Origin of the sequence: Devosia sp. Root413D1 (assembly GCF_001425235.1) — a bacterium.
GTDB lineage: Bacteria > Pseudomonadota > Alphaproteobacteria > Rhizobiales > Devosiaceae > Devosia_A.
Genome location: NZ_LMEA01000001.1, coordinates 449999 through 468272 on the forward strand (window position 1 = coordinate 449999; position 18274 = coordinate 468272).

At 65.6% G+C, this 18274-nt stretch carries 20 protein-coding genes; 8 read left to right on the forward strand and 12 right to left on the reverse strand.

The window, feature by feature from the left end; all coding sequences use genetic code 11:
- Positions 1-14 precede the first annotated feature (14 nt).
- The gene (locus tag ASC89_RS02275; RefSeq protein WP_055994232.1) at positions 15-584 is read left to right on the forward strand and encodes a nucleoside 2-deoxyribosyltransferase; all 570 of its coding nucleotides are present in this window, start codon (positions 15-17) and stop codon (positions 582-584) included.
- Positions 585-743: 159 nt separating this feature from the next.
- On the opposite strand, the gene fabB is transcribed toward ASC89_RS02275, so the two are convergent.
- On the reverse strand, positions 744-1970 hold the full coding sequence (fabB, locus tag ASC89_RS02280; RefSeq protein WP_055994234.1) for a beta-ketoacyl-ACP synthase I: 1227 nt from the start codon (positions 1968-1970) through the stop codon (positions 744-746).
- A 104-nt stretch (positions 1971-2074) separates the two neighbouring features.
- Positions 2075-2578, reverse strand: a complete 504-nt coding sequence (gene fabA, locus ASC89_RS02285) for a 3-hydroxyacyl-[acyl-carrier-protein] dehydratase FabA (protein ID WP_055874410.1) — start codon at positions 2576-2578, stop codon at positions 2075-2077.
- Positions 2579-2767: 189 nt separating this feature from the next.
- On the opposite strand from fabA, the gene irrA reads away from it, so the two are divergent.
- Complete coding sequence (gene irrA, locus ASC89_RS02290; protein WP_082527844.1) at positions 2768-3214, forward strand: iron response transcriptional regulator IrrA; 447 nt, start codon at positions 2768-2770, stop codon at positions 3212-3214.
- 258 nt (positions 3215-3472) lie between these two features.
- Here the strand turns inward: irrA and ASC89_RS02295 are convergent, their stop codons facing one another.
- Positions 3473-4045 (reverse strand): SH3 domain-containing protein, encoded by a 573-nt coding sequence (locus ASC89_RS02295; RefSeq protein ID WP_082527922.1) that lies wholly within the window; start codon positions 4043-4045, stop codon positions 3473-3475.
- Between the two features lie 154 nt (positions 4046-4199).
- Between ASC89_RS02295 and ASC89_RS02300 the strand changes: the two genes are divergently transcribed.
- Positions 4200-5153 carry a D-glycerate dehydrogenase gene (locus ASC89_RS02300; protein ID WP_082527921.1) on the forward strand — a complete coding sequence of 318 codons (954 nt, stop codon included), beginning with the start codon at positions 4200-4202 and terminating at the stop codon, positions 5151-5153.
- A gap of 31 nt (positions 5154-5184) precedes the next feature.
- Here the strand turns inward: ASC89_RS02300 and ASC89_RS02305 are convergent, their stop codons facing one another.
- Positions 5185-6426: an RNA polymerase sigma factor gene (locus ASC89_RS02305; protein ID WP_055994236.1), complete on the reverse strand. Its 1242-nt coding sequence runs from the start codon at positions 6424-6426 to the stop codon at positions 5185-5187.
- A gap of 252 nt (positions 6427-6678) precedes the next feature.
- Between ASC89_RS02305 and ASC89_RS02310 the strand changes: the two genes are divergently transcribed.
- The 3 genes from ASC89_RS02310 (at position 6679) to ASC89_RS02320 (ending at position 9268) form a co-directional block, all read left to right on the forward strand.
- Positions 6679-8265 (forward strand): NAD(P)/FAD-dependent oxidoreductase, encoded by a 1587-nt coding sequence (locus ASC89_RS02310; RefSeq protein ID WP_244488378.1) that lies wholly within the window; start codon positions 6679-6681, stop codon positions 8263-8265.
- A gap of 25 nt (positions 8266-8290) precedes the next feature.
- On the forward strand, positions 8291-8683 hold the full coding sequence (locus ASC89_RS02315; protein ID WP_055994239.1) for a cytochrome c: 393 nt from the start codon (positions 8291-8293) through the stop codon (positions 8681-8683).
- An 84-nt stretch (positions 8684-8767) separates the two neighbouring features.
- The gene (locus ASC89_RS02320) at positions 8768-9268 is read left to right on the forward strand and encodes a RidA family protein (protein ID WP_055874390.1); all 501 of its coding nucleotides are present in this window, start codon (positions 8768-8770) and stop codon (positions 9266-9268) included.
- Between the two features lie 29 nt (positions 9269-9297).
- Here ASC89_RS02320 and ASC89_RS02325 read toward each other — a convergent pair whose 3' ends face one another.
- Positions 9298-9672, reverse strand: coding sequence for a YciI family protein (locus tag ASC89_RS02325; RefSeq protein ID WP_055994241.1), 375 nt, complete (start codon positions 9670-9672; stop codon positions 9298-9300).
- A 202-nt stretch (positions 9673-9874) separates the two neighbouring features.
- Here ASC89_RS02325 and ASC89_RS02330 point away from each other — a divergent pair, with 202 nt between their 5' ends.
- A complete protein-coding gene (locus ASC89_RS02330; protein ID WP_156384471.1) occupies positions 9875-11686 on the forward strand; it encodes a GGDEF domain-containing protein in 1812 nt (603 codons plus the stop codon).
- A gap of 167 nt (positions 11687-11853) precedes the next feature.
- Here the strand turns inward: ASC89_RS02330 and ASC89_RS02335 are convergent, their stop codons facing one another.
- A complete protein-coding gene (locus ASC89_RS02335) occupies positions 11854-12138 on the reverse strand; it encodes a hypothetical protein (RefSeq protein WP_055994245.1) in 285 nt (94 codons plus the stop codon).
- Between the two features lie 36 nt (positions 12139-12174).
- Complete coding sequence (locus ASC89_RS02340; protein WP_055994247.1) at positions 12175-13239, reverse strand: LacI family DNA-binding transcriptional regulator; 1065 nt, start codon at positions 13237-13239, stop codon at positions 12175-12177.
- 213 nt (positions 13240-13452) lie between these two features.
- Here ASC89_RS02340 and ASC89_RS02345 point away from each other — a divergent pair, with 213 nt between their 5' ends.
- Positions 13453-13710, forward strand: a complete 258-nt coding sequence (locus tag ASC89_RS02345; RefSeq protein WP_055994249.1) for a hypothetical protein — start codon at positions 13453-13455, stop codon at positions 13708-13710.
- Between the two features lie 4 nt (positions 13711-13714).
- Here ASC89_RS02345 and ASC89_RS02350 read toward each other — a convergent pair whose 3' ends face one another.
- The 5 genes from ASC89_RS02350 to ASC89_RS02370 all read right to left on the reverse strand — a co-directional run bounded on the left by ASC89_RS02350 (position 13715) and on the right by ASC89_RS02370 (position 17896).
- Complete coding sequence (locus tag ASC89_RS02350; protein ID WP_055994251.1) at positions 13715-14143, reverse strand: YciI family protein; 429 nt, start codon at positions 14141-14143, stop codon at positions 13715-13717.
- Positions 14144-14241: 98 nt separating this feature from the next.
- Positions 14242-14442, reverse strand: coding sequence for a hypothetical protein (locus ASC89_RS02355; RefSeq protein ID WP_055874368.1), 201 nt, complete (start codon positions 14440-14442; stop codon positions 14242-14244).
- A 92-nt stretch (positions 14443-14534) separates the two neighbouring features.
- Entirely contained in the window at positions 14535-15206 is a 672-nt protein-coding gene (locus tag ASC89_RS02360) for a response regulator transcription factor (protein WP_055874365.1), read from the reverse strand.
- Positions 15203-16636, reverse strand: a complete 1434-nt coding sequence (locus ASC89_RS02365; protein WP_055994253.1) for a sensor histidine kinase KdpD — start codon at positions 16634-16636, stop codon at positions 15203-15205. The genes ASC89_RS02360 and ASC89_RS02365 overlap by 4 nt, the downstream gene beginning before the upstream one ends.
- A gap of 270 nt (positions 16637-16906) precedes the next feature.
- Positions 16907-17896, reverse strand: coding sequence for an aldo/keto reductase (locus ASC89_RS02370; RefSeq protein ID WP_055994255.1), 990 nt, complete (start codon positions 17894-17896; stop codon positions 16907-16909).
- Positions 17897-18274: the final 378 nt, after the last annotated feature.

Consider the following 18274-nt stretch of genomic DNA (forward strand, 5'->3'; position numbering starts at 1 on the left):
CTGAACGAGCCATCATGCCCAAATCCGTCTATCTCGCCGGCCCGGAAGTCTTTCTGCCCAACGCCCGCGAAATCCTCGACCTGAAGATCGCGCTGACCCGCGAGGCGGGGCTGGTGCCGGTGTCGCCGGGCGACCTGGAATTCCCGCCCACCAACAGCAAGTGGGAGCTGGGCCTCGCGATCAGCGCCATCGACGAAAAGCTGATGCACTCGGCCGATGCGATCATCGCCAACCTGACGCCGTTCCGCGGCATCGCGGCGGACACCGGGACCTGCTTCGAGCTCGGCTTCATGTGCGCCCAGGGTAAGCCCGCCTTCGCCTATACCAACGTCAAGGCCGACCATGGCATCCGCACCCGCGACCACTTCAACGGCGAGTGGTACGCCGATGCCGAGGGCAAGCCGCGCGGCCCCGATCACATCCTGATCGAGGATCTCGGCTTCATCGACAACCTGATGCTGCATGGCGGCGTGGTGAACCGCGGCGGCGCCGTGGTGGTGGGCGACGCGCCGGTCGGGCAGGAACTGACCGATATGACGGCGTTCAAGCGCGTGCTGGCGCTGGCGGTGGAGATGCTGGGGTAACACAACGCGCTGAGCGTGTGGCCACCCCCACCCTTGATCCCTCCCCACAAGGGGGAGGGAGACGTCTGAACCGTGAGCATGCAGCTACCGCCTCCCTCCCCCTTGTGGGGAGGGACTGAGGGTGGGGGTGCCACAGCCGCGATGTTGGCAGGTTAGAGCTTACGCCGCGTCCGGATGCTGGAACACCAGCGTGGCGTTCGTCCCGCCGAAGCCAAAGCTGTTGCTGAGCGCGATGCCGATATCGACGTTGTCGCGGCGCTGCCTCAGGATCGGCATGTCCGAGAATACCGGGTCGAGTTCCTCGATATTGGCGCTTTCGCACAGGAACTTCTCGCGCATCATCAGGATGCAGTAGATCGATTCCTGCACGCCCGTGGCGCCGAGCGAGTGGCCGGTGAGCGATTTGGTGGCCGAGATTGGCGGGCAGCTCTCGCCATTGCCGAACACCGTGCGGATCGCTTCCATTTCCTTCAGATCGCCAACCGGCGTCGAGGTGGCGTGCGGGTTGATGTAGTCGACCTTGCCCTTCACCGTCGACAGCGCCTGCCGCATGCAGCGGATGGCGCCTTCGCCCGACGGGGCAACCATGTCGTAGCCATCCGAGGTCGCGCCATAGCCGACCAGTTCGGCGAGGATGGTGGCGCCGCGCGCCTTGGCGTGCTCGTATTCTTCGAGCACCAGCACGCCCGCGCCGCCGGCGATGACGAAGCCGTCGCGCTTTGCATCATAGGCGCGCGACGCCTTCTCGGGCGTGGCGTTGAAGTCGGTGGACATGGCGCCCATGGCGTCGAACAGGTTGCTGAGCGACCAGTCGAGATCCTCGTGGCCACCGGCGAACACGATGTCCTGCTTGCCCCACTGGATCTGTTCGTAGCCGGCGCCGATGCAGTGCTTCGAGGTCGCGCAGGCCGAGGTGATCGAGTAGTTGACGCCCTGGATCCCGAACGGCGTCGCCAGCGTCGCCGAAGCGGTCGAGCTCATCGCCTTGGGCACGGCCAGCGGCCCGATGCGCTTGGGGCCGCGTTCGCGGGTGATGTCTGCCGCTTCGATCAGCGTGGGGGTGGAGGGGCCGCCCGAGCCCATGATGATGCCGGTGCGCGGGTTCTTGATGTCTTTTTCCTCGAGCCCGGAATTGGCGATCGCCTCTTGCATGGCGATGTAATTCCACGCCGCGCCCTTGCCCATGAAGCGGGTGGTGCGGCGGTCGAGCACCGCGAACGGATCGAGCTTGGGCGCGCCATGCACCTGGCAGCGGAAGTTGTACTTGGCGTAGTCCTCGGCGAAAACAATGCCGGACTTGGCCTCCTTGAGGCTCACGATCACTTCATCGAGATTGTTTCCGATAGAGGAGACGATCCCCATGCCGGTGACGACAACGCGCCTCATATTGCCTCCTCTATGGCCGCGGCTCAGGTCCGGCGGCGGGCGTCGCGCTTTCAGGAAAAGTTGTGCGACTTTTCCGCTTCGAAAGCGCGCAAATCAAGAAACCATTAGGTGAACAGGCCTACGCGCAGGCCGGACATCTCGTAGATGATCTGGCCGTCGGCCTTCACCCAGCCGTCGGCGATGCCGAGCACGAGCTTGGACTTCATCACCCGCTTCAGGTCGATGCCATACTCGACGATTTTGACGTCATTAGTGATCTGGCCGGAAAATTTCACCTCGCCGCAGCCGAGTGCCCGACCCTTGCCGGGCGAGCCGTCCCAGCACAGGTAAAAGCCCAGCATCTGCCAGACGGCGTCGACGCCGAGGCAGCCGGGCATCACCGGGTCACCGATGAAGTGGCACTGGAAGAACCACAGGCTGGGGTCCACGTCGAGTTCGGCGCGCACCAGGCCCTTGCCATACGCGCCACCTTCGCGGCTGATCTCGGTGATGCGGTTGAACATCAGCATCGGCGGGGCGGGCAACTGGGCATAGCCCTTGCCAAACAGCTCCCCCGTTCCGCTGCGGATCAGGTCGTCATACCCGTAGGCGTTCTTCCGATCCGTCATCGGCCGGCTTTCTCCGTCGGTCAGTTGAGACCGTTACTAGAGAGCGGGGGGCGGGGGGTCAAGCGCGCCCAAGGAAGTGCGCGCCGCGACCCACCGTCGCGAGCGCCGGCCGCGACCGACCGCCGCTTGTGCAGAAGAGGCGCGAAAGTTATAAGCTCCAGGCTGATACGCCTCGTTGCCAAGGACCAGATGACCGACCGCAGCCTCACCGCAAGGACCGTTCCGTCTCGCCGACCGTGCTTGACGGCAGTGTTGCGCATGGCGGGCCTGCGGCCGACACGTCAGCGTGTGGCCCTCGCCGAGCTGCTGTTCGCCGGCGCGCATCGCCATGTCAGCGCCGAGCAGCTGCATGCCGAAGCCGCCTCGGCACGGGTCAACGTCTCGCTCGCCACCATCTACAACAGCCTGCACCAGTTCCGCGAAGCGGGCCTGCTGCGCGAAGTGGCGGTGGATGCGTCGCGCTCCTACTTCGACACCGACACCTCGGACCATCACCACTTCTACCTCGAGGACGAGCAGCGGGTGATCGATATCCCGGCCTCGTCCATCGTCATCCAGAACCTGCCCGAGCCGCCCCGCGGCATGGACATCACCCATGTCGACGTGGTGGTCCGGGTGCGGAAGGTTCGGAGCTAACGCTCTATTCTGACTGACAGAGACGGCCCCCTCCCTCGCCATTCGAGCATAGCTCTCATGGCCTTCTCGCCTCAAATCGCTCCACTGGAGCGATTTGCCCTACGGGACGGCTCGAAGTCCCCCATGAAGGGGGAGGTGAAGAGTTGAGCTTGCGTCCTCGATTGTGCCAAGTGAACCGGCGGGGCACCTCCCCCCTTGTGGGTGAGGATGGGAGGGGGCCGTCTGCTTCAGTCAGCCTGTACCCGGCCCCGGTGCCCCTCAGTCGAAGGCTTCGTCCTTGTAGACCCCCCACAGGTCGCCCTGGTGTACCCAGCCGTCAAAGCTTTGCGGGCTGCCGTTTACCGGATGCGCGGTGGCGATCACCTTGCACCACTTGCCGTCGCATTCCTTGATGTCGACGCGGAAGCTCGGGGTCAGCCAGGCGCGGACGCCGGCCTGGTCATTGGGGTCGCGGCGCAGCGCCACCGGCTCGGCGGCGGCGGGGGCGACGAGGCCGGCGCGTTTGCCCTGCAAGAGGTTCTGGTGCAGCCAGCCTTCGGAACCGTCGGCATCGCGGATTTTGCGCCAGGTGTCGAACTCCTGGATGATCTCGACCGGCGTGCCGGCTTTCACATAGACCCAGGCGACGCCGTATTTGGTGCCCGGTCCGACCCGCACGTTGATCGGGTTGGAGCGGGTGGTGACGAAGCGCGGCAGCGGCAAGCCGCTCGGCCCTTCGGCGGCCGTCGCCAGCGCCGGCATAACGGGGCCGGCCGCGGTGATCGCGGTGAGGAGTGCGGCGCGCAGAATCGTCTTGATCTGCCGCCCGTGGGAGCGCCTCGTGAGGAGCATGGAGCTGACTTTGCCGAACATGACTTTGCAGGGGTGTGCTTTTTTTCTACACTTATGCAAAAGACCTTAATGGTCGCTGAAAGCGCTTCATTTGACCCTCAGCCGACCCAAGATTTTCGTGACGCGACGCCTGCCCGAACAGATCGAGGCGCGCATGGCGACGCTGTTCGAGGTGACTTCGAAACCGGTCGATGGCGTGTTGAGCGCCGATGCCATTATCGAGGGCGTTCAGGGCAAGGATGTGCTGGTCTCTTCGATCAACGATCCGATCGATGCGGCGCTGATCGCCCGGCTGCCACCGGAGTTGAAGCTGATCGCCCAGTTCGGCAACGGTTTCGACAATATCGACATCGAAGCGGCCTATGCGGCCGGGCTCACCGTCACCAACACTCCGTCGGTGTTGACCGAGGATACCGCCGACATGGCGGTGATGCTGATGCTGGCGTTGCCGCGCCGGCTGGTCGAAGGCGCCCAGGTGCTGCCCGCCACCGGCGAGTGGCCGGGCTGGTCGCCGACCTGGATGCTCGGCCGCCGGCTGCGCGGCAAGGCGCTCGGCATTGTCGGCATGGGGCGGATCGGCACCGCCGTCGCCAACCGGGCCCGCAGCTTTGGCCTCAACATCCATTATTTCTCCCGCCACCGCCGACCGCCACAGGTCGAGGAAGCGCTGGGCGCCACCTATTGGGCTGAGCTCGACGAGATGGTCGGCGAGGTCGATATCGTCTCCCTGCACACCCCGCTCAGCCGGTCGACCCACCACATCCTCAGCGCCGAACGGCTGAGGCGGATGCGGCAGGATGCCTTCGTGGTCAACGTGTCGCGGCCCGAACTGGTCGACGAGGCGGCGCTGATCGCCGAGATCGAGAGCGGGCACCTCTCGGGTGCCGCGCTCGACGTGTTCGAGAGCCGCAACGGCATCGATCCGCGGCTGCTGCAGCTGGCGCGCGACAACCGCGTCGTGCTCACCGCCCACATGGCCTCGGCCACGCTCGAAGCGCGGCTCGAGATGGGCGAGACGGTGATCGTCAACATCCGCGCCTTCATCGACGGCGCCCAGCCCCCGCACCGGGTGCTGCCGGAGGGGCGGGGCAAGCTGGCGCGGGGGTGATGGTAAGTCGGGCCGCGAGAAGGCACCCAAACTACTGCTGTTGCGCTTGGCCCAGCTCCCGCAACCGCCCCTCGAGAAATCGCTGCTCCGCCGCCTGGTGCGTCAGTTCCAGTGCTGCCACATACGCTGCCCGGGCCTCCTCCGTCCGGCCCAACCGGCGCAGCAGGTCGGCGCGGGCGGCGTGCAGGTAGCGGAACTCGGTGAGCGCGCCAGCCTGGCGAATGGTCTCGATTTCGCTCAACCCCGCTTCCGGCCCGTCCCGCATGGCGATAGCGACGGCGCGGTTGAGCATGACGATCGGCGAGGCATCGGCGCGCAGCAGCAGGTCGTAGAGCTTGACGATCTCGCCCCAGTTGGTCGCTTCGGGCGAGGCGGCGATGGCATGCTGGGCGGCAATTGCCGCCTCGATGCCGTAGGCGGTGAGCTCGGGGCGCGCCATCAGCCGGTTGACCAGGGCAATGCCCTCGGCGATCTCGGCCCGGTCCCAGAGCCGCCGGTCCTGGTCGGCGATCAGCACCAGGTCGCCGGCTGCATCGGTGCGGGCGTCGCGCCGCGAGTGCTGCAGGAGCATCAGCGCCAGCAACCCCTCGACCTCGGCGTCCGGGTTGGGCAGGAGCGCAATCAGCAGCCGCCCGAGCCGGATCGCCTCGGCGCAGAGGTCGGCCCGCAGCAGGTTGTCGCCATGGCTGGCGGCGTAGCCTTCGTTGAAGATCAGGTAGACGGTGCGCAACACCGCATCGAGCCGCTCGGCCAGATCCTGAGGTTCGGGCACCTCATAGGGCAGCTCGAGTTCGCGGATGCGGTTCTTGGCCCTGACGATGCGCTGGGCGATGGCGGTCGGCTTGGCGAGGAACGCCGCAGCGATCTCCTCGGTCATGAGCCCGCAGGTCTCGCGCAGCGTCATGGCGATGCGCGCGTCGGCGGGCACCTGCGGGTGGCAACAGACGAAGATCAGCCGCAGCTGATCATCGGCGATGGATTCGGCTTCGGGCGGCATTTGCGCCTCCTCTTCGAGCGCCAGTTCGGCGGCGACCACGTCGAACCGGGCCTTGCGGCGCAGCCGGTCGATCGCCTTGAAGCGGCCGGCCGAAACCAGCCAGGCGCGCGGGTTGGCCGGCATGCCGTCGCGCGGCCATTGCTCGGCGGCAGCGAGGAAGGCGTCGTTGAGCGCTTCCTCGGCGCGGTCGAAATCCCTGAGCAGCCGGATCAGCGTCGCCAGCACCCGGCGCGATTCGGTGCGCCATACCGCCTCGATGTCGATTGGCCGGGTCATGAGGTACGCACCCACACGCTGACTAGACGAAAGTCTGATGCAGCTGCGCCGCCAGCCGGCGTCGGCTTTAGCGTGGCTAAAACCCTTGGCAACCCGGGCCTTTCAGCAAATTCGTGCCAAAGCTTAGGCGATCTATAGATTGAATTGTCGCGAGTAATCACGTTGCCAGCCTCATATGCTCAAGCTTAGCCTCGAAGTGACGGCCTGACCGAATGGGAAGCGGAAGGAAACGTCGTCCTTCGGAGGAATATCATGACTGAATTCAAGTCTGGAATGAGCCGGCGCGACCTGCTGGCGATGATCGGTACTGTGGCCGGCAGTGTCGCGATGTACAACGCCATGACGACGCTCGGCTTCGCCCAGGCCTCGACGTATGACGGCCCGGTGAAGCTGGAAGGCGACCCCAAGGGCGCTTCGGTGCTGATCCTGGGCGCCGGTCTTGCCGGCATGACCGCGGCGCTCGAGCTGCGTGCCGTCGGCTACAAGGTTCAGGTGCTGGAGTATCGCGAGAAGGCCGGCGGCCGCTGCTGGACGCTGCGCGGCGGCGACAAATATGTCGAGCTGGGTGGCTTCGAGCAGGAGGTGAAGTTCGCCGAAGGCAACTACATCAACCCAGGCCCGTGGCGCATCCCGCACCACCACTATGGCGTGCTCGACTATTGCAAGCGCTTCGGCGTCAAGCTCGAGCCCTTCATCCAGACCAATTTCAACGCCTACCTGCACCGCACCGACGCCTTCGAGGGCAAGCCCGTCCGCTTCCGCGAGGCGCTGACCGACTATCGCGGCCATGTCTCGGAACTGCTCGCCAAGGTGGTCAACCAGAACGCCCTCGACGAAACGGTCAGCGCCGATGATGCCAAGCTGCTGCTCGAGTCGCTGAAGACCTGGGGCGTGCTCGATGAGAACTATGCCTACGTGAAGAGCAACGACACCTCGGAGTTCCGCGGCTGGGCCAAGGAGCCGGGCGGCGGCGTCGATGGCGCGCCGGTGCCATCCGAGCCGATGACGCTTTCCGACGTGCTGCAGTCGCGTGTCTGGCAGCACCTTGTCGACGGCGACAGCATCGAGCACCAGTCGACCATCTTCCAGCCGGTCGGCGGCATGGACATGATCGCCAAGGGCTTCGAGAAGGAAGTCGGCGATCTCATCACCTACAACGCCAAGGTCACCAAGATCGACCAGTCGGACACCGGCGTGACGGTGACCTATGTCGACAGCCAGAGCGGCGAAGGCACCGAGACGGCGAGCGCCGACTACTGCATCTGCACCATCCCGTTCTCCATCCTCGGCCAGATCGAGCATAACCTGTCGGGCGAGATGACCGCGGTCATCGACTCGATGTCCTATGCCGGTTCGGTGAAGTTCGGCCTCGAGTTCAAGCGCCGCTTCTGGGAGCAGGACGAGCGCATCTATGGCGGTATCACCTACACCAACCTGCCGATCTCGCTGATCTCCTACCCCTCGACCAACTATTTCAGCGATGGTCCGGGCGTGCTGCTGGGCGGCTATTCGTGGGGCGCCACGGCCTACCAGTTCAACGCCATGTCGCCCGAGGATCGGGTGAAGAAGGCCGTCGAATATGGGGCGCAGATCCATCCGCAATACACCGCGGAGTTTTCCAACGGCGTGGCCGTCACCTGGCACCGGGTGCCGTGGGTGCTGGGCTGCTTCGGCATCTGGGCCGACAAAGAGAACCAGTATGCCACCGCCGCGGCAATGGATGGCCGCACCCTGATGGCGGGCGAGCACATCTCCTACCTGCCGGCCTGGCAGGAAGGCGCCATCCTCTCCGCCATCGATGCGATCAAGCGCCTGCATGCGCATGTGACCGCCGCCTGACCGCCGTTTCAGAAAGGACTTTGACATGACAAAGCTCACGATTGCCGCGGCGGCGGCCCTCTCCCTGTTCTTGACGGCACCGGCCATGGCGCAGGACGCGGCCATGTTCGCCTCGCCCAGCAAGCTGACCCAGACCGGCGGCGAGAACATCTACAAGGCAATCTGCGCCGGCTGCCACATGCCTGAGGGGCAGGGCGCGGTGGGCGCCGGCAAGTACCCGGCGCTCGCCAATAACGCCAACCTCGAATCTGCCGGCTACCCGATCTACCTGATCATCCACGGCCAGAAGGCGATGCCGGCGCTCGGCTCCGTGCTCGACGACCAGCAGATCGCCGATGTCGTCGCCTATATCCGCACCAGTTTCGGCAATGACTTCGCCGAGCCGGTGACGGTCGAGGAAGTGACCGACGCGCGCTAAGCGCGCGGTGACCCCGCCGTCCGGGCTCTGTCCGGACGGTGCGTCCCTTTGGGACCTGTATCTCCATCTATTGGGAAGACCAGCATGACCAGACTCCTCAGCACCAAGACATTTGCCCTGGCCCTCGGCCTCGCCATCCTCGTAGCCGGCCCGGTGCTGGCGGAGGATGTGATCCGCCACACCAACCCCAACTCCAATTTCCCGATCGCCCGCGCCGTCGAAATTCCGGCTGGCAAGACCACCATCTATCTGAGCGGCGCCGTTCCGAGCGTCGTTGACGAGAGCGCCGATCGGGCCACCCCTGCCGCCTATGGCGACATGGAGACCCAGACCACCAGCGTGCTGCAATCGATCGAGAAGACCCTGGCCGATCTCGGTCTCGGGCTCGGCGATGTGGTCAAGATGCAGGCCTATCTCGTGGCTCCGGACGGCAAGCTCGATTTCGAGGGTTTCATGAAGGGCTACACCAAGTTCTTCGGCACCGAGGCGCAGCCCAACCTGCCGGCCCGCTCGGTGATGACCGTCGCCGGCCTTGTCAGCCCTGGCTGGCTGGTCGAGATCGAAGTCACTGCCGTCCGGCCGTAACGCCGATTCGAACTGCAGGGCGCGGCTGCTCATCTGGCCGCGTCCTGGTGTTTCGGCACCTGGTAGATCGGTCGTACCTCGATGGTGCCGTGCTGGGCCAGCGGAACGCCGCCGGCAATGCGGATCGCGTCGTTGAGGTCGCGCGCCTCGATCAGGATGAAGCCACCCAGCTGTTCCTTGGTCTCGAGAAACGGCCCGTCGGTCGCCGAGATCCTGCCGTCCCGCACCCGCACCAGCACTGCGCTCTCGGGCGCCTGCAGCGCCTGCGCCCGGATCAGGTTGCCGCTGGCTTCGAGCTCGCGGTCATAGCCGGTCGAGGCGATGTCGAGCTCGCGCTTTTCGGCTTCGCTCATCCGGCGGAACACTTCCTTGTCGTCGAAATGGACGAGGCAGACATAAAGCATGGTGGTTCTCCGCTTGCGATGGTGCGCTGGCTTGGGGGTCGTGAGCTAATCGAACGCCGCCGCCGGGTTTCGACATGGATTCATGCGAATCGAGCCAGATTCCTGCGGGACTGTCGAACGGGTGGGGCGCGGACGCATTTTAGCGATTTGCTTGCCTCCGTCTTCACCACACCGTTTCATCGCCCGCTAAGCGCTTCTCCCGATGGCCGAACGCAGCAATGCCGATCTTTGCCATTATGCCCCCAATCGAGGAGCCTGGGGGCTTTCCAATCCGATGTTCGCCGGCCTCACCGCTGTGACTGAGCCCAAGCCGCTGCCGGTGCGGGCTCGTTCGCGCCTGCTGTCGCTCGCCACCGTTGCGCTGGTGGTCACGCTGGTGGTGACGGCGATCGCTGGGTTCATGCATGTCGGTGGCCAGCAGCGCGCCATGACCGAGCTCAGGGGCGAGGCCGACCAGTTGCGCGCCATGTCCCAGGCCGTGGCCGACGCCGATGCCGACATCATGCATTTCCTCACCGGGGAAGCGGGTGCGCTGCGCACCTACCTGTCCCAGGTCGAGCGCTTGAGCAGCGCCGATGCTGCGATCTTCGATGTGGTAAGCCCGATCGCGGCCTCGCCATCGGCCGAACCACAGCGCCTGCGCGAACTTGTCGCCGGGCTGGTCAACAACTGGAACGAAGCGATCGACCTCGCGACTTCCGGCAACCGGCAAGCCGGGCTCGACCTGCTGGCGAGCCGCCGTACCGGCGAGACCGTAACGGCCATCGGTGCTGGCGTCGGCCGGGTGCTCGGCGATACTGACCTCAGGGTACGCACGCACGATATCCGTATCCAGGCCGGTACCATGCTGGTGCTGGTGATGCAGCTGGGAGCGGGCCTGCTCGCCATCCTCGGCCTGCTCTATGCTTTCCGGTCTTCGGCCACCGAGGCCGATGGCCGCGCCGCGGCGGTGGAGGCGGCCGACAGGGCGCGCCAGCAGGTGGGGCGGTTGTTCGAGATGGCGGACGTGCTGCAGAGCGCTTCGGACCATGCCGACGCCAATGCCGTGCTGAAGGCGACGGCGATGGAGCTGGTGCCCGGCTTCTCGGGGGCGCTCTATGTGTTCAACAATTCCCGCGACCGGTTGGTGCTCTCGACCACCTGGGCGCGTTCGGAGAACGACGCGCTGCCCGAAACCATCAACCCCACCGCCTGCTGGGCGGTGAAGCGCGGCAAGCCGCACCTCAACCGCGCCGATTCCGCCAAGCTGTGCTGCAGCCACCATGTCGGCAACGAGACCTCGCTCGAAATCCCGATGATCGCGCGGGGCGAAATCGTCGGGCTGCTGCAGCTGTTCGCTTCCGGCGTCAGCGCCGAGCAGCGGCTGGAACACATCACCGCGCTGGGTTCGGCCCTGGCCGATGGCATGAGTCTGGCGCTCGCCAACATGGCATTGCGCGAAAAGCTCCGGAACCAGGCGCTGCGCGACCCGCTGACCGGGCTCTACAACCGCCGCTACATGGAAGATTGCCTGCAGCGCTTCGTCCGGCTGGCCGAGCGCGAGAACCGTGAGATTTCGCTGATCATGGTCGATCTCGATCACTTCAAGCGGCTCAACGACGAGCATGGCCACAGCTTTGGCGACCAGGTGCTGCGCGATGCCGCGCTGACGCTGACCGGCTCGCTGCGCGAGACCGATATCGTTTGCCGTTTCGGCGGCGAGGAACTGGTGGTGATCCTGCCCGATTGCCCGCTGGAGCGGGCCGCCGACAAGGCGGAACTGCTGCGGCTCAGGATCGAGGAGCTGAGCAACACGCACGGCACCGATATCTCGGCCTCGTTCGGCGTCGCCTCGGTGCCGCATACCTCGCAGAGCGTCACCGACCTGCTGCAGGCCGCCGACCAGGCGCTCTACAAGGCCAAGCAGAGTGGACGCAATCAGGTGGCCAAAGCGCCGCTGCGCCCGTACCGGCCGGACCGCATGGGCGACGAGTTGGCCGCGCTGGAGGAATTTTCGCGGGCGGCGGCGGAGTAGCTCGGGCTCGTGCCGCTACCGCCGGTGGCTGTGGACCTCCACCCTTAATCCCTCCCCGCAAGGGGGAGGGAGACGCAGACTGCGAGGCCAGTGTTTTGGTCACCCTCCCCCTTGCGGGGAGGGGACAGGGGTGGGGGGCAGCCGGCAGCGGCTAGGTCCGCCGCGCTCTAAGGCAAATAGCTCGGCTTGGTCCGCATCAGCTCGGTTTGCAGCTGCTGCTGCAGCATTTTCTGCTGCTGCAGGTCGCGCTGCAGTTTGGAGAGCGTTGCATCAATCTCGCTCCGGATGGCGCGATCCCGGGCCGATTGCGCCAGCTCGTTCTGCAGGCACAGCGTGCGTTGCAAGTCGTTGCCCTGGTAGCCGTCCTTGGCGACGTCGGGCACCGGAGGGCAATAGGCTAGCGCCCCCGAGCTGAGGGCAATAACCGCGACGGTGGCGAGCAAAATCCGCATAGCCGGAATCTGGGCATTCACGTCCCCCGGATCAAGTCACGATCGCGCGCTTGGGCCTGCGGTACTGTTTCGCACCAGCAGCTCGAGCGGCAGGCTTTCGCGGTGCACCCCGCCATCGTGCTCGAGGATGGTCTTGACCGCCCGGCGGCCGATTTCGGCGATCGGCTGCACCACGGTGGTGAGCGGCGGGTTGACGGTGGCGGCTTCCGGCACGCCGTCGAAACCGACGATCGAGATGTCCTCGGGGACGCTGAGGCCGCGCTCGGCGAGGATCTCGAGCGCGAACATGGCGACACGATCCGACATCGCCAGAATGGCGGTGGGGCGCTCGCCGGCCGTGAGGATGTAGTCGAGCCCGCGCCTGACGCTCTCGGCGGTGCTGCGGGTTTCGTAGATCGGGATGGTCTCGCGGTCGATGCCGTAGAGCGCCAACTCCTCGAAATAGCCATAGGCGCGGTCGCGCGAGGTGGAGTAGGTGGCGGCGGCGATTGCGGCGCTGCCGACCGGCCCCTCGTGCGCGTCGTCGAGCTCGAGCCCGAGAATGCCGAAGCGGCGGTGGCCGAGCTGCGCCAGATGCCGGGCGGCCATCTGCGCCCCGGCATAGTCATCGACGCCGATGGCCGAGATGGTGTCATCGGGTTTGCCGAGCGCCAGCGCCACGAAGGGCAGCTGCCGCTCACGCGTCAGCTCCACCAGCTTTTCGCCATTCTCGATGCAGAGCAGCACGAATCCGTCGACCAGCGCGCTCTGGATATTCCAGGCCAGCCGCTCGCTGTTGCGGGCCGACACCAGCGCCAGGCCGGCGCCGCGCGCATCGCAGGCCTCCGAGATGCCTTGCATCAGGACGCGGGCAAACGGATCTTCGAAGAAGTAGGAAAGCGGCTCCGCGGTGGCGACGCCGATGGCGTTGGATTTGCCGGCGCGCAGCAGCCGGCCGCGCGGATCGGGTCCGGCATAGCCGAGGTCGCGGGCCGTCTGGTGCACCCGCTCGCGCACCTCCGGTCGCACCAGGTCCGGCCGGCTGAACACGTTCGACGCTGTGCCCTGCGACACCCCCGCCGCCTTTGCCACATCGCTCAAGCGCACCAGATCGCGTGCCATCCGAACCTTTCCAGTTTTTGCGGCTCGTCTGCCGCCCCGAGGACAATCGTCCCGATTGCCTGAGGGCATCCTAGCCAACTCCCAGTCATATAGCACGCTTTTGTATCGGTTCAAATTCCGCTTGACTCTCAGGCATCGAAGCGTATGCTTGAACCGATTCAAGCGGTCATGCGTTGATCAATTGAATCGGTTCAAGTCGAAAGGAGACTTGTGATGATCCCCGCTAGCTATCTCTACAAGGACGCCTACAAGCAGCACTGGGGCGAAGATTTCGCCCGCCGGACCGGCGAAGCGCCATGGGAGGCGCATCCGGACGCCGGGCTGTGGGAAAAGCCTTCTCTATGGCGCGCGATAGGCGGCTTCATCGGCCGCCTGTTCGCCTCGAGCCGCGCGGCAGCCGCGGATGAAACTGAAGCTCCGGGGCGTCATTGCCCCGAAGCCACCGATCGCCGTCTGGCCCTGTCGCGGTGACGCTCTAGCGCTGCTCCGGCCACTGGCCGCTGTCGCGCAGCGCCTTCTCGCGATCCAGCGCTTCGGCCGAGACCTCGTCATAGGCATAGGCGAAGTCTTCGACCTCGGAAACGCGGCGGACTTCCACCTCCTCGCCTTCGTTCCACATCGGGATCTTCTTCACCCAGCCGATCGCCTCGTCGAGCGAGTCTGCCTTGACGATCCAGAAGCCGCCGACCAGCTCCTTGGCCTCGGTGAACGGGCCGTCCTTCACCACCAGCTTGCCGCCCTGCATCGCCACTTTCGCGCCGGTCTTGGATGGCTGCAGGCCCTCGCCTCCCAGCAAGACGCCGGCCTCGATCATTTCCTGGTTGAGCTTGCCCATCGCGGCCAGCATTTCCGAGCTTGGCGGCGGCGCCGGTTCAGTGGTCTTGACGATGATCATGTAGCGCATGGCGGGTCTCCTCGTTTGGTGGCCTTTCGAGCAGAGCTTGGCCCAAAACAAAAGGCCCGGTCAAACCGGGCCTTCTCCTCGACGGTGGCAAAATCGGGTCAGGCGACAGCGGGAACCACCATGCCATCCTGCAGCGCCATCAGGCGCTGTTCCATCCGCTCGGCGACGGCGCCTTCGTAGCGGCCGTTGCGGAAGCCGGTGATGATGCTGACGATCTCGCGGCGACGGGCTTCGTAATGCGCCAGCGGCTCGTCGTAGAAGCGCTCGACCTTGATGGCGGGCCAGATTTCGTCGGACATCGAACGTTCCTCGTCGCTTCGAAAAGCAGCGAGGAGGCTAAGCCCGTGAAATTAGACAGGGTTGAGCGCTTGGTTAGAATTTGGAGAGATAGCTAACTTGGCATCATGTAGCCGACGCCACGCACCGTCTGGATCAGCGACGGTGTGCCCTCGGTATCGATCTTGGCCCTGAGATAGCGGACATAGACGTCGACGATCTTGGTGCCCGGATCGTAGCCATATTCCCAGACGCTGTTCAGCAGCCGTTGCCGGCTGACCACCTTGTCCGGGTTGCTCATCAGGTAGCGCAGCAGGTCGAACTCGCGCACCGTAAGGCTGATCGGCTCGCCGTCGCGGCTGACGCGGCGCGACTGCGGGTCGAGCGTCAGCGGCCCGATGGCGAGCTGGCTCTCATGGTCGATCTCGCTGCGGCGACGGCGCAGGGCGACGAGACGGGCCAGCAGTTCGTCGAAGGCGAAGGGCTTGGTCAGATAGTCGTCGGCCCCGCCCTTCAGCCCTTCGATCTTGTCCTGGAGGCTGTCCTTGGCGGTGAGCATCAGGATCATTGCCGGCCGGCGCTCTTCGCGCAGCAATCGGGTGATCTCCAGCCCATCGACATAGGGCAGCATGCGATCGAGGATGATCAGCTCGAAATCGTCCTGCCGGGCCCGCTCCAGCCCGTCGCGGCCATCATTCTCAACGCTGACCTGATAGCCCTCGGCCGCCAGCCCGCGCTCGAGGAACGAGGCGATGCGCCGATCGTCCTCGACCACCAGAACCTTCATCGTGCCCCTCCTTTCGCCAGCGGCAATTCGACTGTGAGCACCGCGCCGCCATCAGCGCCATTGTCGAGCCGGATGCTGCCGCCGTGACGCTCGACGATATCCTTGGCGATGGCGAGGCCGATCCCCAGCCCCTGGGTCTCGAGGTCGCCCTCGCCGCGTCCGCGATAGAACCGCTCGAACACCCGCGGCCGGTCCTCATCGCTGACGCCTGGCCCCTGGTCGGCAATCGCAACCGTTGCCGTCGCAGCACCGCGGCTGCTGCTGATGGCAATACGGCTGCCCGGCGGCGAGTGCTTGACTGCATTGTCGAGCCCGATCATCAGCGCCTGCTTCAGCCGGCGGAAATCCGCATCGACATGTGCGCCGTTGTCGCTGAGCTCAGTGATGACGCTGACCTCGCGCGGCTCGGCCAGCACCTGCGCCTCTTCGGCGGCCGCGCCGACGATCTCGTCGAGCCGGATATCGGTGGGCAGGTGCTGCTGGCTTTCGGCATCGGTGCGGGCGAAGGCGATGAGATCGTCGAGCAGCCCCGACATATCGACCGACTGGCTGCGGATGCGCTCGAGCGACTGGCGGAGGTCATTGGTCTCCGGCTGGCCGCGCAGCGCCACGTCGGCCTCGCCGCGCAGCACCGTGAGCGGGGTGCGCAGCTCATGGCTGACATCGGCAAGAAACTGCGTGCGCCTGACATCGACGGCACGCAGCCGCGCATTGGCGTCGCGCAGCTCGCTGGTCCGCGTCTCGATCTCAGCCTCGAGCCGCTCGCCGGAGCGACGGACTGCGCGGTAGAGCAGCACGCCCAGGAGACTCAGCACCGCCAGTGACAGCAGCGCCAGGATCCCGGCGACGACGAGGATGGTGCCCTGTGTCTGCTGCACCTGCTTCAGTTCTGCCGCCACTTCGTTGCGCTCTTCGGCCAGCGCCCGGTCGATCAGCGGCTGCAGCTCGTTGGCGAGGCGGAAGGCGACGTCGCGACCATAGAGCTGGGTGGCCTCGTCCGCCTTGCCGTCGCGCGCCGCCGCCAGCGCCCGCGTCGCCGAGGCATCGATGGCGTGGTAAAGCTCGATCATCCGCCTGACGTCCTCGAGCTGCTCGAGCTCGGGTACCACTTCGGCGATGCCGCCCAGCGTCGTCAGCTCGTCGCGGGTGGCGCGGCTGAGCCGGGCGAAGGTGCGTTCCATATCGATGCGCGCCGTCTGTACCGCCGGCATCTCGGCGCGGCCGAGCAGCAGCACGCTCGCCACCTGCCTGGCATAGGCATTGGCGCGACCGTCGAGCTCGGCGATCACCTCGAAGCGCCGGTGCACCGCATCGATCCGCTGCACGAAATGATCGGCGAGCCACAGCCCATAGGCCATCACCCCGGTCATCGCGACGATCGACACGAGGCTTGCCAGCGCCAGTCCCACAATGCGCCAGCGCACCGTCACCCGATCATGCCTCCAATAGCAGTGCGCTATGTCTAGTGTGCGGGGGGCGCTGATGAAAGGGCGCGGCCGCAATGCTGCGCATTGGTCGCGGGGGGATGGGCGATGTGCCGGCAGTGCTCCCCTCCCCCTTGAGGGGAGGGGTTGGGGGTGGGGGTCCATCGGTGATCACCGCACCACCCCCTCCCTCATTACCTCCCCTCAAGGGGGAGGGAGGCGATCGCTTCATCGCCCCGGGTAGAGGGGCGGAGCCTTGGCCCCGCCCGTCAGATCTCAGAACCGCCGCGGTGCTTCCGGCGCGTTGCCCATGATCGCTTCGATCCTGGCCAGCACGTCCGGCGTCATCTTCGACTTCGAGTCGAGCGCCTTCAGGTTGTCCTTGAGCTGGCTGAGTTTCGAGGCGCCGAGGATCACCGTCGAGACGTTCGGGTTGGCGTTGCACCAGAGCAGCGCCAGGTGGTGGATGGGAAGGCCCACCTCGTCGGCGAGCTTGGCCAGCTGTTTCACCTTCGCCAGTTCGTCGCGGCCCTTGTCGCTGTCGAGCCGCGCCTTCAGCCACTCGTAGCCGGGGAGGTTCATGCGGCTGTCGGCGGGGATGCCGTCATTATACTTGCCGGTCAAAATGCCCGAGGCGAGCGGCGACCAGATCGTCGTCCCGAGCCCGAACAGGCTGTAGAGCGGCAGGAACTCGGCTTCGACCTTTTCGCGGCGGAACAGGTTGTATTCCGGCTGTTCCATCGTCGGCGGCGTCAGGTGCTCCTGGCGGGCCACGGCGTAGGCTTCGGTGAGCTGCTGCGCCGACCATTCCGAGGTGCCCCAGTACAGCACCTTGCCCTGGGTGATGAGGTTGTGCATCGCCCGCACCGTCTCTTCGATCGGCGTATCGATATCCGGGCGATGGCAGAAATAGAGGTCGAGATAGTCGACCTGCAGGCGCTTCAGCGCGGCATGGGCGGCGTCAGTGACGTGCTTGGCCGAAAGCCCTTTCTGCGTCGGCTTCGCGCCGCCCCAGAACACTTTCGACGACACCGCATAGCTGTCGCGGCTCCAGTTCAGCGCTTTCAGCGCCTCGCCCATGACGATCTCGGCATTGCCCTGCTCGTAGCCTTCGGCATTATCGAAAAAGTTGATGCCGTTGTCGTAGGCGTAACCCATGATCGAAGCTGCGGCGTCTTCGCCGACCTGCTTGCCAAAGGTCACCCAGGCGCCAAAAGAAAATTCACTGACCCGCAGGCCAGCCTTGCCGAGGCGGCGGTATTCCATGTGTCGATGTCCGTGGTTGGGGAGTCGGGGAAGGAGGCCGGCAAACTATCGTCGGTTGGCGATGGATACAACCGGGGCATGACAGTTTATTGATAATCGGCGTCGCGCCACAACCAACCCCTGCCGTTCCCACCTGGGTCATCCCCGCGAACGCGGGGACCTCCGTTTGCGATCGTGCAACGGCCAAGAAAACAGAGGTTCCCGCTTTCGCGGGAATGACCCGGTGGGTGGGGCACGACCCCAACTTAGCGCGTATGCGCGAAGGCGGGGACCCAGCGCGATCCCTCAACCTCCACCTGCATCCCACCAGGTTCCCGCCTTCGCAGGAATGACACCCAGTTGGGATCTGCGATGCCATCACTAAAGCGTTGACTTAAG

Excerpts from the sequence above, each read along its gene's own strand:
- ASC89_RS02275 (WP_055994232.1), top strand. The coding sequence starts at position 15 with ATGCCCAAATCCGTCTATCTCGCCGGCCCGGAAGTCTTTCTGCCCAAC.
- fabB (WP_055994234.1), bottom strand. The coding sequence starts at position 1,970 with ATGAGGCGCGTTGTCGTCACCGGCATGGGGATCGTCTCCTCTATCGGA.
- fabA (WP_055874410.1), bottom strand. The coding sequence starts at position 2,578 with ATGACGGATCGGAAGAACGCCTACGGGTATGACGACCTGATCCGCAGC.
- irrA (WP_082527844.1), top strand. The coding sequence starts at position 2,768 with ATGACCGACCGCAGCCTCACCGCAAGGACCGTTCCGTCTCGCCGACCG.
- ASC89_RS02295 (WP_082527922.1), bottom strand. The coding sequence starts at position 4,045 with ATGCTCCTCACGAGGCGCTCCCACGGGCGGCAGATCAAGACGATTCTG.
- ASC89_RS02300 (WP_082527921.1), top strand. The coding sequence starts at position 4,200 with ATGGCGACGCTGTTCGAGGTGACTTCGAAACCGGTCGATGGCGTGTTG.
- ASC89_RS02305 (WP_055994236.1), bottom strand. The coding sequence starts at position 6,426 with ATGACCCGGCCAATCGACATCGAGGCGGTATGGCGCACCGAATCGCGC.
- ASC89_RS02310 (WP_244488378.1), top strand. The coding sequence starts at position 6,679 with ATGACTGAATTCAAGTCTGGAATGAGCCGGCGCGACCTGCTGGCGATG.
- ASC89_RS02315 (WP_055994239.1), top strand. The coding sequence starts at position 8,291 with ATGACAAAGCTCACGATTGCCGCGGCGGCGGCCCTCTCCCTGTTCTTG.
- ASC89_RS02320 (WP_055874390.1), top strand. The coding sequence starts at position 8,768 with ATGACCAGACTCCTCAGCACCAAGACATTTGCCCTGGCCCTCGGCCTC.
- ASC89_RS02325 (WP_055994241.1), bottom strand. The coding sequence starts at position 9,672 with ATGCTTTATGTCTGCCTCGTCCATTTCGACGACAAGGAAGTGTTCCGC.
- ASC89_RS02330 (WP_156384471.1), top strand. The coding sequence starts at position 9,875 with ATGGCCGAACGCAGCAATGCCGATCTTTGCCATTATGCCCCCAATCGA.
- ASC89_RS02335 (WP_055994245.1), bottom strand. The coding sequence starts at position 12,138 with ATGCGGATTTTGCTCGCCACCGTCGCGGTTATTGCCCTCAGCTCGGGG.
- ASC89_RS02340 (WP_055994247.1), bottom strand. The coding sequence starts at position 13,239 with ATGGCACGCGATCTGGTGCGCTTGAGCGATGTGGCAAAGGCGGCGGGG.
- ASC89_RS02345 (WP_055994249.1), top strand. The coding sequence starts at position 13,453 with ATGATCCCCGCTAGCTATCTCTACAAGGACGCCTACAAGCAGCACTGG.
- ASC89_RS02350 (WP_055994251.1), bottom strand. The coding sequence starts at position 14,143 with ATGCGCTACATGATCATCGTCAAGACCACTGAACCGGCGCCGCCGCCA.
- ASC89_RS02355 (WP_055874368.1), bottom strand. The coding sequence starts at position 14,442 with ATGTCCGACGAAATCTGGCCCGCCATCAAGGTCGAGCGCTTCTACGAC.
- ASC89_RS02360 (WP_055874365.1), bottom strand. The coding sequence starts at position 15,206 with ATGAAGGTTCTGGTGGTCGAGGACGATCGGCGCATCGCCTCGTTCCTC.
- ASC89_RS02370 (WP_055994255.1), bottom strand. The coding sequence starts at position 17,896 with ATGGAATACCGCCGCCTCGGCAAGGCTGGCCTGCGGGTCAGTGAATTT.